The sequence below is a fragment of the Paenibacillus sp. NPDC058174 genome (genome assembly GCF_042883865.1).
In the GTDB taxonomy this organism is placed as follows: domain Bacteria; phylum Bacillota; class Bacilli; order Paenibacillales; family Paenibacillaceae; genus Pristimantibacillus.
In genome coordinates this window covers 41,490-57,284 of the sequence record NZ_JBHVUY010000002.1, presented here as the reverse complement: position 1 = coordinate 57,284, position 15,795 = coordinate 41,490, and the positions used below count along the sequence as shown (strand labels likewise).

Sequence of the window (15,795 nt, the reverse complement as noted above, 5' to 3'; positions counted from 1 at the left end):
GATATTTAGTCATGAGTTATCTTTTATGCAAAGATACGACTGTATACAATTGAGAAATACTGTTCGGGATTTCACCAGCTATTAGACAATCAATATCAAATTCGGTAAGTTTAAACCATTCTCCATTTTTCCTTTTTAAATAAAAATGCTTATGCAATAATTTCTCCAACTCGTCTTTATCATTAGTTTCAATAATTAATATAACTTCAAACTCATCATATGGTAATTGTATTCGAAGATCTGGAATACGTCGTTCTAAATTAATTGTTTTACCAATTTTATAATGATTATCAAATGTTCTAATTATGTAAACAAAACCTTTTCGATCCGAGTCATTTATATATTTTCTCAGCATTTTTTTATACGATGGCCTGCTATTTTTCAATTGTTCTTCTAACGTTAACTTTTCAAATTTCATAGAATCAACTTCATTATTAAGTAGTGCTAATTCTTTTTGGAGACGGTCAACTTCCCTTACAAGTAGGACAGCATCATTGTTATTTTCCAGTTTTGCTTGTTGGTAGATACGTCGAACCTCCTCGATAGCAAGTGGTTCTCGTGGCAGTCTTATACCTTCGTTTAATTCTTGCATATAGAATTCATCTTCTATCAATTCATAAAACTCTTCAATAAGAACAAAATGCTTACCACGACTGAGTAGACTTTCTAACGATTTTTTTGTACATTTAAATTTCACATCGATGTCTTTATTTAATACTATATAAACTTTTATTTGATTCTTCTTCTCCATTGCTGTTCCCCTTTCACAAGTTGATTCAGGCTTTAATTCTCTATAAATCCATATTAAATATCTATCATTACTTTCATATTTTATGTTATCAACTATATTTTAACATAGAAAAACAAAAACCGACGACCGCTCTCCGGATGAGTACCGGATAGCGATCGCCGAATGAATTAGCTTTGGTTTGAATGAATCTTCACATAATCTATAACACGCAGCAGCATAATCTCTTTGGCACGTGTTGTTATCCCGTTTGGATCAAATCTGCAGTCTTTACATCCATTCATTAGTTCTAACTCCGTAAACGCAGCAATTCTCCTTTGAGTCCATGCTGGAATGCTTGCAGTAATCTTGAAAGAAACAGGTTTATCAGGTGGTCTTACAAACTTGGATTTACACCTATCATTTTGCAAAAATCAGGTTCGAAATTATAAGCTTTGATTTTCCAGACCAGCATCTGAATGTTTTGGATAAGCGCATCAGCACATACCGGAAATACGTATACTTATTGCATACTATGTCTCTAACTCCGGAATCACACGGCAATCTGCCAGCACTTCCGGTTTAAACCGCATACTGTCCGCATCTGTAATCTCGCGAATTACTCTGCATGGAACACCTGCAGCAAAGGAGTTTGCCGGGATATCTTGCGTCACCACACTGCCTGCTCCTATAACGCATCCGTCTCCAATGGTAACACCACCGCATATCGTTACATTGGCTGAGAGCCACACATCGTTTCCGATCCTCACAGGCTTGGCGTAGCATAGCGACTTAACTTCACCATTCTGATCAAGCATTTGCCTGCGTTCAGAGGCGATAAACGGATGAATAGGCGTAACTATCGTTACGTTAGGCCCGCAACTAACATTGTTCCCAATCGTAACCTTTGCATCATCCTGTACGGTAAGATTATAGTTGCCAAAGAAGTGATTTCCGATTTCTGTGTGAACCCCGTAATGAAAGAAAATCGGCCCCTGAATGAAGCCGCGTTCCCCCATTTTGCCAAGCAGCTGTGCAAGGATCTCTGCGCGTTCCTCCGTCTGATCCTCAAAAGTGCGGCTATATTGACTGCTAAGGTTATGCGCACGGAGCTTTATAGCCTTTAACTCGGGATTGCCAGGACTGAATAATATCCCCTTAAAAATGCGTTCTTCTTCTGTCATACGCTCATCTCCAATCATCGGATACAATTAGGAAAAGGATTCAAAATTGCTATTTGGGTCGTTCGCCTTCCTTGTTTGCATCCCTAACGGTTTGGCTGCTTGCGATAGTAATCCGGCAACAGCAACCGTAATTAACACCACGATTAGAGCACGAAGTAGGCCTACGGATTCGCCGATTAGCCCTAATAGAGGGGGACCGACAAGGAAAGCGATATAGCCGACCGTCGATACGGCCCCGACTCTTGCAGCAACGCCGCGAGGATCGTCACCTGCTGCAGACAGCCCCACTGGAAAACCGCATGCCGCGCCAAAGCCCCAAAACACAATCCCAACAATCGCGATGACGTGATTATGGCCAAATATAACGAGAAGCAGTCCAATAATGGCGGAAATCGCCGATGCTCGCAGGATGACAACTCTGCCGAAGCGGTCTAACAACTTGCCGCCGACTATACGGCAAAGGGTCATCGCGGTTACAAAGACGACAAAAGAGAATGAACCCATAGCAGGCGTAACGTCATATCCGTCCACCATAAGAAGCGGCAGCCAGTCATTTGCTGAACCTTCCGTAAAAGCCATACCAAGTACAATGATGCCTATCAAAAGCGTACGCCGTTCTTTCCATATAGCCAGACGTTCTCTGGTGCTCATTGATGGCACTTTTGAATGACCAGCTTCCTTCGCTGTGCCTGCTGGTACGAGTCGATATACAAACAAAGTAGTGAGCAGAAGAATGGCCACCGCAATTGAAAGATGAATAGGAACCGACATCCCTATCTTAACAGCACCGGTTCCCCCTAAAGAACCCAGCAGTGTTCCTAAGCTGAATGCGGCATGAAAGCCCGTTAATAACGATTTTTTGGCCGCCTTTTCAACGGCTGTTCCCTCCACATTCATCGCGACATCGCATATTCCGTGTCCGAATCCGAAAACAGCCAATCCGGCAAATAACAGAATGCTGTTCGCAAACACCGTACTCGCTACCCCTACAACCAAAAGCCCCACCGCATTTATGAACAGACCCGTTATCATGACAAAACGGCCGCCCTTATACGCAATTAGATGACTGGCACTCATCAAGCCAACGATAGCACCAATGGACATTCCCAGTATGATCCAGCCCATCTGTGATGTGGTCGCTTCCAAAGCATCCCGAATGGCTGGTGTGCGTGATACCCAAGAGGATATTGTAAATCCCGGTAAAGCAAAGATGAAATAGATAGCGAGACGCCACAGCCAAATTTGGCGGTTCGTTAATGAGTGATTCATGTTACTAGCCCTCCTTGCCAAATGCGTTGTGACACATTCCGTGCTGCTTTTTTAAGTGAATCTATCTGTATCTATAACAAGGGGCATGAGTTTAACTTATTTCTCAGTTTCTGAAACAATCAGCAGCTCAACGTTGTTCTGTTGAAGAATTTCTACAAAAGCTTGTTCAGGCTGTTTATCCGTGATCAGCAAGTCAATGGCTTCAAGCCCGCAGACGCGATAGAACATTTGTGCTCCAAATTTCGTATGGTCAGCTAACACGACAACTTGACTTGACCGTTTGATCATCTCACGTTTGACAAAGCCGTCTTCTTCATTAAGGTAAAAGAGTCCGTCAGGCGTAATACTGCAAGCTCCAAGAAACAATTTGTCTGCTTGATAATCTCTTAATTTCTCAATCGTGGCCTGCCCAAACAAGAACCTGTGCTGAGCATGCAATTCTCCGCCAAGAAGATACGTCCGAACAGCAGGCTTCTTGGAGAGTACATCCGCGTTATCGATTGAATTCGTAATCGCGACTACATTTGTAGCGGTGAGATGCTCGGCAGCAAATTGGACCGTCGTTGAGGCATCCATCATAATGAAATCGCCATTGTTAACAAGAGAAGCCGCAAAGACCCCGATCCTGTGCTTCTCTTCGGATTCACGAACCAGACGTTCGCTGTATTCATGAACTTTATTCGCTTGTTTAGGGAGAATGGCTCCTCCATGCGTTCTAATGATTTGGCCTGTCTCTTCCATCCTTAAAAGGTCACGACGGGCTGTGTCCCGGGATACTCCGAAAATATTGCAAACATCTTGAATGCTAATACGCCCTTGTTGCTTTAAGTAATCAACAATTTTGTTGAGACGCTCTTCCTGATACATTCTTGCCCCACCAGCCTCTTGCAGATATTTAAGTGTTTATAAGTCATTATAAGCATTTATCATGCAAATTCAACTTGTTTTTTTAAGGCATCATCTGCTACAATGATCACAACTTCTTACTGTTCCTTATGCGCGGTGATGAAAGGCGGGAGAATCCAATGGATATAGTGAAAGATAATACTGGTTCCAGCTGGCTGCAGCAAGGCTTTGTTGTCTATCCGAATGCTGTGACTCACTTTTACGTCCTCCGTTATTTGCTATGGTTGATCAGAGGCGGAACGAATGCGGAGTATTCAACCCATCATCAATCGCTATGGGACATTCGAATGTATGAGCCTGTCTATAATGCCTTCAGCGAAGTTCTGGGCAATCAGGCGTTAATGGTTAGTCTCAATCCGAAGGAGACTCCTAACATTCAAGGTATGGTATGTCTGCAAACAGAGACAACGATTCATAAAAGCGGTCTGCGAATTAATATGTGCGATCTGATTATTTTCGATGTGGAAAGATGTCAGCTTGACCTTGATTCAGACTTCGATTCATTCTGGTTCCCCGTGACCATGATCCCCGCTAACACATTCGATGAAGTGGCCTTGCAAGAAAGATTGCAGTATTGGCATGCGAAACCGTTCCGGACACATCTCTCCCCATTAGGAAGCAAATTGTTAGGGCTCGAATCTTGGGAAGCAGGCTTGCCAGGAGCACATGCTTGAGCAGCGCGGACTTCTAAATCTATACCTGAACGCAAATAGGCCCCTTACCTAATAAGGCTCGGGGCTGGGTTAATCATTTTCTCTTCCGCTATAGATGCAATGACTCTAATTCTTGAAGAACTTCCTTCACATCACAGTCGGGATTTAACATTTTGATCATCTCTGCCGTAATGGGGACATCCTCATAAATTTTTGCAACAATATCTAATGATAGCGATAATTCAAAATAACCTCTTGCGAATTCCGCAAAATCCTCAGGTGTATGATAGATACAACCGATTAGAAAATCAGAACCGTCGCTTGCTCCTTCTGGAACTTCAACTTTTCCTTTGTGCCAGTTCGTGTCACTAGCTTCACGCCAAATACAAAACGTCGCATCATCTTGTTCAATTGCATCGCCATTGAGTAACGACAGCAATTTCTTTGGAGTATCATCATAAATCCCTTGCCATACTTTATGTTCATCTTGAGCATATGGACTTAATTCAGATTCATGATCGAAGCCTTTTATGATGCAGCCTGCCGAGGAAAATAAAATAAGGAGATGATCTCCCGCTCCATTATCTATTTTCGCCATGCTAACACCCTCATCCCAATCTGGAACAAAGCTGTGGTAACGAAGCCATTCATCCTGGCAAAGAATAATATTTAGAGCTGCTTGGACTCTCATTAGCTTTTTTAAAATGATCGGTTCTGGTAAACGTTCTAATACGTTAGCTCCCATAAATGAATCCTCACCCTTTCGTCTTCCTTACAAGTTTCGCAGAATATCGCAAATAAAGACCAAAACTAAGCCAACAATATTAGTATTCCACAATTATTCTATTCAACACCATAGTTCTACCCATGCCGAAATCGTGTTGTTTCACTATCATATTCCCATTACTAAATGTAACGATATACTTTGTATCACATGCGTTTACATAATAACTTGCATCTCCAGAATCATTAGGAGGGAATATCGTTGTTTCTTTACACTCGTTAAATTCATTAAATATCTTATCTACCTTTTTATTAGAAGAGGTTATTTCAATTTGATTCATTATTACTTTCGTTCCTAATATTAAAGAAACTAAAAGTAAAGCAAAGTTAAAATAGATTTTTATTCTTTTGTTCAAAACTTTCTCCCCTTCAAATGTTGGAATTACTGCATTATTTTAAGCATAACATACATCTTGGTTCATTCTAGATATAAATAAAGTCCCAATGATTTATTCTCATCGGGACTTTAAGCGATACCAGCCTACCAAATAAATTCCACTGTTTTTAAAATCCACAAATGCATAGGATAAAAGACGTAGAATAAATATTTAGAAAATTTGTTACTTAAACCTCTCTGTCCATTGTATAACAGGATGAATGGAATGACGGTTATAAATAAGAAGTCTGAGTTCACCATCAGCATCAGAATGGTCTCCGATACGGTTTCGTAAGGGACATAGGACGTTAAGAATAATCCAACGGATAGTAATCCATATCCGATCATTTTCGCTTTCATACTTTTTCTGAAAAAGTAAGTAATTAATATGAAGGGGATTCCCACTATCCCGCCTTCCGTGAAAATTATCCCAGCAGGAATTATTAACAATGCTCCCGCTACTAATGCTATTTTGCTTAAGCCTGCCCTCGTCTTGCTTAATTCAAACAAACTTATAACGATAAGCCCTGCAGCCAATGTCATAAATATATTGTTGTTTATTCTAACCTGCTCCGAAGCAAATGCACCATTTATAATCATATTTCCGATTTGCATGAAGACGGCAAAACCTAACAACCTAACATTATAACTGAGCCTGTTTCTGGTATGGAAAAATCCTTCGACCATCAAATACGCAAAAAGCGGCGCTACAAATCGTGATAAGGGATGAATCCATACGGGAAACAGATCTAGAAATGAAAAATACAAATGATCCAATAACATCATAACAAGCGCTATGATTTTAAGCTGAAATGCGTTTAACTTAAACATTTTAACGTCCCCTATCTCATGTCCTTCATAGACTTATTATGAACGCAAAGGACAGTGCCTCCTATTGAAGTTCATGACATTAACCTTTCATTTTTGAAAGGTAGAAACCGGAGCCCAATAAAAAAAGAGTCCCAGAAAGCAGTTCACATGCTTTCCAGACTCGATTTTCAGGAGTCTTTCATTATCTTTTATTTCTTGAATTTTGCTTTGATAAGCACGATTACCCCGCCGATAAAAATCCCAACAATAGCCCATGTAGCAATAAATAATATGGAATCCATCCTGTACGCTCCTTAGTTATTACTTCGTTACTGATCCTGCCTATCTTCATCCTAACGACGTGTCTCTTAAGTATACAAGAAAAAAGGCGCGGTGCTGCCTTATCATTTGAATAGATTTTTACAATCGCTTTATTGGCAGTAATCCACTATTCTTTTAGATCTATGTCTGATGCCATAGCAAAAAGCTATATCTCTATATAGTTTTTATGTATTTATTGATAGCACCTTCCAGCCCCTATAATGAAAGCAACATATCACACAAGGAGCTGTTGCAATTGAAAACATCCATTATCGGTTATCCGCGAGTCGGTTCGCTTAGAGAGCTTAAATTTGCATCGGAAAAATACTTCAAAGGTGTACTTCCCGTAGAGGAACTGCAGCAAACAGCTGCTCAGCTTAGATCAGCACACTGGAAGCTTCAACAAGAGAACGGCGTCGATTTCATTCCGTCCAACGTGTTTTCCTTTTATGACGGACTGCTCGACACGGCTGTCTTGCTGGGAATCGTTCCGCAAAGATATCAAGCGCTCGGCCTAAGCCCGCTGGAAACGTACTTCGCAATGGCGAGAGGCTATCAAGGCGATAAAGGCGACGTTAAAGCGCTCGCGATGAAAAAATGGTTCAACACGAACTATCACTATATGGTTCCTGAAATCGATGATTCGACAAGCATCCGTTTGGACGGAACGAAGCTGTTCGACGAATTTACGGAAGCGAAACAGCTCGGTATTACAACCAAGCCAGTGCTGATTGGCGCATTCACCCTGCTCAAGCTCGCAAGATTCACGGGTTCGAAGACAGCGAAGGATTTCGTGCCTGCGATTGTCGAAGCTTATACGGCAGTTCTGAACCAATTGAACACGCTTGGCGCAGAATGGCTTCAAGTGGATGAGCCTGCGCTCGTAACAGATTTGACTGCTGAAGATATCACGCTGTTCACGGAGCTTTATAACGGCATCCTCTCCGCCAAAGGCAGCGTAAAAGTTGTCGCACAAACGTATTTCGGAGACGTTCGCGATTGCTATCCGTTGCTTCAAACCTTGCCGTTCGACGGCATCGGTATCGACTTCGTTGAAGGCAAGCAGTCTTTGGAACTGGTGCGCAAGCATGGCTTCGCTAGCGACAAAGTGCTGTTCGCTGGTGTAGTTAACGGCAAGAACATTTGGAAAAACCAATATAAAAAGACGATTGCTCTCATTCAAGAGATCAGCAAGCATGCAAGCCAAGTCGTGCTGGGTACATCCTGCTCCCTGCTTCATGTTCCATATACGATTAAAAACGAAACGAAGCTGACAGAAGCGAATAAGCAATATTTTGCATTCGCGGAAGAAAAGCTGAGCGAGCTTGCAGAACTCAAGTCGATTCTGGAGCAAGCAAACCCGGAAGCCTCCGCTTATTATACAGAAAATGAGAAGCTGTTCACCGTATCACGTCTCACAAACGACAATTCGGTTCAAAAGAGAGTCGCGGATTTGACGGACGCCGACTTTACAAGATTGCCTGCTTTTGCTGAGCGGGAAGCCATTCAGAAAGCGAAATTCAATCTGCCGGCGCTGCCTACAACGACGATCGGCTCGTTCCCGCAAACGGCTGAAGTCCGTGCAAACCGTGCAGCCTTCAAGAAAGGCAGCATCACCGAGGAGCAGTACAAGCAATTCAACTTTGACCAGATCGCGGAGTGCATCGCACAGCAGGAAGAAATCGGACTTGACGTCATTGTTCACGGTGAATACGAGCGTAATGACATGGTCGAATACTTTGGTGAATGCTTGGATGGCTTTATCTTTACAGAGAAAGCTTGGGTACAATCTTACGGAACACGCTGCGTAAAACCTCCAGTCGTATGGGGCGACATTAGCCGCAGCAAGCCAATGACTGTAGAATACTCGGCATTCGCGAAGAGCCGTACCAGCAAGCTGGTCAAAGGCATGCTGACAGGCCCGGTAACGATCCTCAACTGGTCGTTCCCTCGCGAAGATATTAGCCTGAAGGAAAGCGCTCTTCAGATCGGTCTTGCGATTCGTGACGAAGTACTCGACCTTGAAGCGAACGGTATTGAGATTATCCAGATCGACGAAGCCGCATTGAGAGAGAAGCTTCCATTGCGTCATTCCGACTGGCAGAGCGAATACTTGAGCTGGGCGATTCCTGCCTTCAGACTCGTTCACAGCGGTGTTAATGCGGAAACGCAAATTCATACCCATATGTGCTACAGCCAGTTCAGCGACATCATTCGCGATATCGATGCGATGGACGCCGATGTCATTACGTTCGAAGCGTCGCGCTCGGATCTGGCTATCATCGATGCGATTAACGAATGCGGCTTCCGTACTGAAGTTGGTCCAGGCGTATACGACATTCACTCGCCTCGTATTCCAAGCGTCGAAGAGCTTAAACAAGGACTTGACCGCATGCTGGACAAAATCGAGGTTTCGAAGCTATGGGTTAACCCGGACTGCGGACTTAAAACTCGCGGGGTTACAGAAACGTGGGCAAGCTTGAAGAATCTCGTCCAAGCAGCTAAAGAAGTACGCGCAACATTGTAATAACGCACAAGAGGATGAGCTCAAACGAGCTCATCCTCTTGTTTTATGATCGGATAACCGAAATCCGTAATGACCGTTTTGAGCTTCATAACGTAGGCGGCGGCCAGCTGGCTCAAGCTCGCCTTCTGATTCACAATGTAACCTACCTGTATGCTCTCGTCCGTACGAAGCCTTACGGATTTGATTTGCTCTCCGTTAAGATCCTTATTCAATACGCCCGAGCTAATCGTATAGCCATTAAGCCCGATCAGCAGGTTGAATAGCGTGGCGCGGTCACTGACTAGTATTTTCTTCTTATGCGTTCTAGTGCTTAGAATTTCCTCCGAGAAGTAGAAGGAGTTGTAGTCGCCTTGCTCGAAGGCCAAGAAAGGGTAATCAATTAAATCCTCGATGTCCAACAGCGACTTAGAGGCAAGCGGATGCTCCTCACTGATGAATACATGCGCTTCCGCTTGGAACAGCGGATGAAACCATAGCTCGTTGTCCTTTAATATTTTCTGAATCACCTTTCGGTTGAATTCGCTCATATAGATGATTCCGAGCTCACTCTTCATATTCCGTACGTCTTCGATAATCTCGTAGGTACGCGTCTCGCGCAGCGTGCACTCGTACTCGTCCACATTAAGCTCCTTCAGCAGTCCGACGAAAGCCTGCACAGAGAAGGCGTAATGCTGTGTGGAGATAGAGAACAGCTTCTTCGAGGGCTTGCGATTCATGTACCGCTGCTCGAGAAGCTCGGCTTGCTCCACGACTTGCCTGGCATAGGATAGAAACTCCGCTCCGTCACTTGATAGTACGATCCCCTTGGACGATCGAAGAAAAATTTCGATACCGGCTTCCGCCTCGAGTTCTTTTACCGCGTTGGACAAGCTCGGCTGCGAAATAAACAGTCTTTTTGCCGCTTCGCTTATGGAGCCGCAGCTTACGATGGTCAGAATATATTTCAATTGCTGCAAGGTCATTGGAATACCCCCTTACTTTAGTAAGTATGACTAAGTTGGCTCGTTTGAGCAACTGTCTGGCTGCATGAAGTATACATTCTAACGTGACGACCAAGCTATAAAGAACTGAGGGCATTCCTCAAAGCTTCGGCATTCAAGTTCACAATGAACTTAGTCATTGTCTGCTCATTTTTTACATGAGACAAAAAAATATTAACTCGTATCGCGTCAAAACAACTTGCTTAAATGAAATAATGAAACATTTTCTAGCTGGTTATATCTACTTACAAAAAAATAAAAGCGTCCTCCCTTTGAAAAATGCATAGGGGAAGACGCCTTCATAATAATGAGTGAATTATGACGGTTCATCTAACACCTTCCTATCTCCCCTAGGTAAAACAGTGTTTTCAGAACAGGCAGGTCTCCTGGCTCTGGAATCATCACATGGCAGCAACCTTCCCGATCAATCTAGATCAGTGGCTAAATTGAGTTGCCTGCTCTTCCGTTACAGTGGCGTGACCGCGTCGGTATTGCACCGAACTTCCCCTTTAAGTCAGAACGACAAGTACGCTTGCAATTAGACAGCTGTTCTCAAATATGTAATTTATACAATATTAATTATATCTGCATCTTACAACGTGAATTGATTGTATAGGTACGATAGCATATTTGAATGAAGATAGCATGACACCAATAATTTATATCTGAGTAGAAATTTAAACTATAACTATTATTGGTTGATTCAAATCATGTATAAGGCTTCTAATGTTCGAAAAAAAGTTTCCATAATCATTTATGGGCACTTTCTGTTTATATAAGTGTCGATTGATAAAAAACTCTGAAACAACTTTTATGATTTTATTAGACTCGGTGCGGTGCGTGATAACCCTAAAAAACACCTGGTTCTATAAATAGTTTATAACTTTTCACCATATATTTCTCACAATCGTTTAGTCGCAACGGTGTTTTCAGCCTATACTTTATTTTTCAGTCTAGTCTTTATTTTCTCGAACAAAAAAAGACAAAGTTATTTTATTGTACTTTGGATTTAGGAGGGTTAATCAAAAAAATAAACCCTCCACTTATCTACATGAGTCTTGTATTAAAGATTTTTAAATATTTCCGTTACTTTTTCATATACTATTTCTTCGTCTTCCTCCTCCTCAAGGGCATCAAGTCTTTCATTAATTTTCTTAAATCTACTAATATAATAATCTTTACTTCCGACGCCTTCTAATAAATTCACGTTGTTAAATGGTTCTTCCAAAGATCCTACTCTAAGCCTGCCGATTATAAATAATATAGTGTTATATAAATTATAATATATGTTTCCTTCCCATTTGTTTGTTTCAGCAAATTTCACTATAGCATGCTCCAAAGCATATGAAGAAATTTTAAAATTGTATTTAGATTTAATATATTTAATTAACCTTATTACATTTCGAAAACTATCTTTGTTCTGAGCTATAGACTCTAAGAGTTTCATATCCCGATCCGGAGCAGTCTGAATCCAATTATTATTTTTATCGCCTTTGGGGATGGTAAAAAACACTTCACCATTGGCATCCTCAAATATACCTGCTGGTACTAGGTCTATTTTTAAGTCTTTGGATTTTATAATTGCAGTTATGGCTTGCCCGTCACGTTCAGGAGCCTGCCCTTCAAAAGCGTCGGTGACCTCTGTTACTATTCCTTTTAGCCAATTTAGGATTTTATTAGGACTTATATAACCGTCATCTTTTCTTATATTTGGGTTAGTATACTTAGTGTTAGGGTTAGCGTTTCCTAACCCAGTTCCAATTGTTTTATCCCCAGAAAAAAAACGACCATTATTCGAATCAATAATGACCATAATGTCAAATTCATCAACATCAGATACTTTGGTTTGTTTAAAATAACTGCCAAACTTAAGGAATTTCATTGGATGTAGTACAGGTTCGTTACTCCGCTTAGCGATTTGGTTCTCAACTCTTTGTAAAAACCACTCCCTACTTTTGACTGCTGCCGAAATATCTCTCTTCGATAATGCAATTTCCTCGGATATAAATTTATGAATTGCTCTGGATACAATTTCTTGACTCATACATCCACCCCTACTTATTTATTTTTTCGATTCTATGCAGTAGAGCATTAAACGTAGTATCCACCATTCCGGATCTCCATAAATTACCCAGTAACTTTGGAAGCATTTGATTACTTGGTAATATTTTATAATTTATTAAATAAACAAAGAACAATAGGTAAATTTCAGCTGTGGTACGTAAATGAATATTTTTATAATAATACTCATTTTCTGTAATTGTTGAGAAAGAATTTGTTTCCCAACCAGTAATAAATCGCGTTTCTAAATTATTATAAAATGTAGAGAGAAAATGAAGAGAATGAACGACTTGTGGATCATCTTCGCCATCTATATTTGCACATTGACTTTGAAAACGTTCAGACAAAGCAAGAATGTCGTTTGTAAAAACTCCTAGATGAGCAAATGCCTTATCGTACCCTTGCTCAGATGGGTTCAGTCCGTTTTCCATCATGTAGGAGATGAGTGGGAATTTATCTTCGCTTGTAATATAACTTGGTTTGTAAGCCTGTCGTGCATATTTTATCTCAGTTAGATTTTTTGCGTTGAAAGTTTTTGATAAATACCAGTTATTACTGTCATCCATGTATAGAACCAAATCCGTAGTTGGTACTGTATACTTGACAAATCTATTTTCAATATCAAATAAAAACTTGTCATTTGTTAATCGTTCAACAATCATTTTTTTCTTGGGCTTTTCTATTGGGGTTATAGTATTTAAAACAAACTCCATATGTACTCCCTCCAATAATTGTGGTCTGAAAAATAAAACATCGCACCAAGTACAAGTATAGCAACTAAAAAAAATGCTTTTTTTGGAATTCTAAATAATTGAACAACCATTGTAAAAGTATAAATTATTAAGCAGAATATAAGCATTACCGTGAACCAACGGATAAGATCTGAAAATTCTGTAGAACTTACAAACCCTAACCAACCACTTTCAATATCTGATTCTGAGATTATGCGATTCATTCCCAACATTCCAGTTAGACCTGCAAAGATCGTTAAAACTGTAACCTTTCTAGTTTGATTTTCATTACCAAATTCAATGAGTCTTTGGTTTAGTTCCCTCATGTCATCTCTTACAGATTGATATAGCTTTTTTGTACCTAACAAGTCGCCATAAAAATCCCATAATTCTCTTCCTTGGATTTCATTAGTCAATCTATCAAATAAAAAATACTGACTCATATCATAATATTGAGAAACCACTTTTTTTGCCAAATTTTGACTTTCTTTTTTTTCTAGCATATTAATTTCTGCATAAAGTCCTGCAATTTGGAATAGTTCTTCCCGATAATAAATTTGTAGTAAAATCAGTATCAAGTAATGCTTACAGTGATGCTGATATAATGTATCTAAGATGAATGATTTTTTTTCTTCTCCCTTATAGATCAAATCTTTAGTAACCATCATTGTCATTGCACCATAATCAACAGTCGTAGAAAATGAACCATAGTTTTCCCATCTGTTATAGGAGTGCTTATTACAAAACTCTTTTCTAAACTTTTCAGTTCCACCACTGTCACCATCATCTTTATCAATACACATTATTTGATACCTTTCGTTGAGACTCCAATAGTCTATTGGTTCAACTCCCTCATGTTCTTGTCCAGTTACAAAACCATGAACAAATGCCATAGGTTCGACTAGCGAATAATCCCGTTTAAAGTTAGTATGGTTTTCAAAATTTATTACACTTGAAATTATAAACTGCTCATTACACCATTCATCCATTTGCTCCTTTAGTAGTTGGAAGAAACTATATTCTTTTCTAGATTCATTTAATGACTCAGTAATAATTTTAAACAATGATTGATTTTTAAACTTAGGGTAATTGATTCTTATTCCATTAACGAATGTCATCCAATCTGCAACAGTATGAAATTCATCTTTTGTTTGTGCCCTTAGCTCTTTTACAGTATTAAAATTCACCATTCCATTAATATACGTTTGGAATGATACTTTTATGTTTTCCAATAAGCTTAATCTCACGACTAGAAAACTTGACCTATTAAATTGATAAATTTCAGTTGACAACCATTCTACCGGAAATAAACCAGCTATAGTGTTATCGGTAGAATTATTTGGGTTAATAACATAAAACTTTCGATATGGGTTGTGCTTTTTCAGCCTATATACCTTCATTCTCTTTTCGTTACTACTCTCAGCAAAAACGAAATTTTGAAAATTAGGATGAAAGTACTTTACTACGTCTATATTCTCAACTAGGTCAACCTTCGAGTAGTTAATGGTTTCCGGGAAAAAAAATTGCTTCTCTTTATCCTTAGTTGGAATTGAGAACTCTAACTGCTCCCACCAGTCTTTCGATAAATTACAATTGAGCTTTCTATCTTTCAGTGGGTATATTAAATGCAATACATTATGACCACAACTTTTTGTTTGTAGACTCAAGATCGCACCTCAGTTTTTCTAATTATATTTCCTTCATCTTACATTATTTAACATTTTTATTGTTTGAATAGATACAATGGCTCATTTTATAAATAGTATTATATCGTATAGATACTACGGCCAAGATATTTGGAGAGTAGGAAAAGTAATGGAATTTGATCGGATTTCATGAACTTCAACCTAGCAACAATAGTATCCGTGAAATCATGCAGGAGTCGAGTCATTAGAAATAATTTTCGTGAATATATTAGAATCGATGTATCCCCGAACCTAATTCCCGTAAGAACAAAACTTTGAAAGTATACCCATACAAATCGAGGAGCTAGTGGGACAAATAAATTCCAACGTTGATACCTACTGACTATTCATAGTAATTGATTACCCAAAATGTCTCATTCCGAAAAAGGCTTTATAGGCTGCAAATAGTTGGTATACGAATATTTTAGGGCTAATGACTTAAATGGTCAAATTTATACTATAAAAATGGGCCTGAATGGGAAATTAATTTATGTATCCATCGCAGTCTGAACCCCATTTATTACAACTCCAAATAATGTAATTGCCCCTTCAGTCTAATATTTTTTAGTCTAATTCTATAATTTTCAATCTAAAACTTATTTTCATGGGATAATAAGTGTAAGAAGAAAATAAAACATTAGACTGGGTGTTTATTCCACGCGGATTCGGTTGTAATACCTTCAGACTTCAAAAAAAAGTTTTAGACTGACCTTAGAAATTGAAACAGCGACAGCCCAGGACTAGAAAATAATATCCTAGACTGTCGCGTTTAGATATATATT

The 15,795-nt window shown here is 39.8% G+C and carries 13 protein-coding genes and 1 riboswitch; of the genes, 2 read left to right on the top strand and 11 right to left on the bottom strand.

From position 1 onward, the window contains the following. Positions 1-16: 16 nt before the first annotated feature. The 4 genes from ACFVVF_RS11965 to ACFVVF_RS11950 form a co-directional block, all read right to left on the bottom strand. Complete coding sequence (locus ACFVVF_RS11965; RefSeq protein ID WP_387809219.1) at positions 17-751, bottom strand: GIY-YIG nuclease family protein; 735 nt, start codon at positions 749-751, stop codon at positions 17-19. 509 nt (positions 752-1,260) lie between these two features. Further along, positions 1,261-1,911, bottom strand: a complete 651-nt coding sequence (locus ACFVVF_RS11960) for a sugar O-acetyltransferase (protein WP_387809216.1) — start codon at positions 1,909-1,911, stop codon at positions 1,261-1,263. Between the two features lie 27 nt (positions 1,912-1,938). Beyond that, positions 1,939-3,180 carry an MFS transporter gene (locus ACFVVF_RS11955; protein WP_387809213.1) on the bottom strand — a complete coding sequence of 414 codons (1,242 nt, stop codon included), beginning with the start codon at positions 3,178-3,180 and terminating at the stop codon, positions 1,939-1,941. A gap of 96 nt (positions 3,181-3,276) precedes the next feature. After that, positions 3,277-4,047, bottom strand: coding sequence for a DeoR/GlpR family DNA-binding transcription regulator (locus ACFVVF_RS11950; RefSeq protein WP_387809211.1), 771 nt, complete (start codon positions 4,045-4,047; stop codon positions 3,277-3,279). 158 nt (positions 4,048-4,205) lie between these two features. Here ACFVVF_RS11950 and ACFVVF_RS11945 point away from each other — a divergent pair, with 158 nt between their 5' ends. After that, entirely contained in the window at positions 4,206-4,760 is a 555-nt protein-coding gene (locus ACFVVF_RS11945) for a hypothetical protein (RefSeq protein WP_387809208.1), read from the top strand. Positions 4,761-4,848: 88 nt separating this feature from the next. Here the strand turns inward: ACFVVF_RS11945 and ACFVVF_RS11940 are convergent, their stop codons facing one another. From ACFVVF_RS11940 to ACFVVF_RS11930, 3 genes are all read right to left on the bottom strand, one after another. After that, on the bottom strand, positions 4,849-5,484 hold the full coding sequence (locus ACFVVF_RS11940; RefSeq protein WP_387809205.1) for a hypothetical protein: 636 nt from the start codon (positions 5,482-5,484) through the stop codon (positions 4,849-4,851). Positions 5,485-5,563: 79 nt separating this feature from the next. Then, positions 5,564-5,878, bottom strand: a complete 315-nt coding sequence (locus ACFVVF_RS11935; RefSeq protein ID WP_387809202.1) for a hypothetical protein — start codon at positions 5,876-5,878, stop codon at positions 5,564-5,566. Positions 5,879-6,003: 125 nt separating this feature from the next. Continuing rightward, positions 6,004-6,729 (bottom strand): TraX family protein, encoded by a 726-nt coding sequence (locus ACFVVF_RS11930; protein ID WP_387809199.1) that lies wholly within the window; start codon positions 6,727-6,729, stop codon positions 6,004-6,006. A 556-nt stretch (positions 6,730-7,285) separates the two neighbouring features. Here ACFVVF_RS11930 and metE point away from each other — a divergent pair. Beyond that, positions 7,286-9,556, top strand: a complete 2,271-nt coding sequence (metE, locus tag ACFVVF_RS11925) for a 5-methyltetrahydropteroyltriglutamate--homocysteine S-methyltransferase (protein ID WP_387809196.1) — start codon at positions 7,286-7,288, stop codon at positions 9,554-9,556. Between the two features lie 20 nt (positions 9,557-9,576). Here the strand turns inward: metE and ACFVVF_RS11920 are convergent, their stop codons facing one another. The 4 genes from ACFVVF_RS11920 to ACFVVF_RS11905 form a co-directional block, all read right to left on the bottom strand. After that, positions 9,577-10,518, bottom strand: a complete 942-nt coding sequence (locus ACFVVF_RS11920; RefSeq protein ID WP_387809193.1) for a LysR family transcriptional regulator — start codon at positions 10,516-10,518, stop codon at positions 9,577-9,579. A 377-nt stretch (positions 10,519-10,895) separates the two neighbouring features. Continuing rightward, positions 10,896-11,101, bottom strand: a riboswitch (cobalamin riboswitch). Positions 11,102-11,599: 498 nt separating this feature from the next. Then, entirely contained in the window at positions 11,600-12,580 is a 981-nt protein-coding gene (locus ACFVVF_RS11915) for a hypothetical protein (RefSeq protein ID WP_387809191.1), read from the bottom strand. Positions 12,581-12,590: 10 nt separating this feature from the next. Next, entirely contained in the window at positions 12,591-13,310 is a 720-nt protein-coding gene (locus tag ACFVVF_RS11910) for a hypothetical protein (protein ID WP_387809189.1), read from the bottom strand. Next, complete coding sequence (locus ACFVVF_RS11905) at positions 13,295-14,995, bottom strand: hypothetical protein (RefSeq protein WP_387809186.1); 1,701 nt, start codon at positions 14,993-14,995, stop codon at positions 13,295-13,297. The genes ACFVVF_RS11910 and ACFVVF_RS11905 overlap by 16 nt, the downstream gene beginning before the upstream one ends. Between the last annotated feature and the right edge of the window lie 800 nt (positions 14,996-15,795).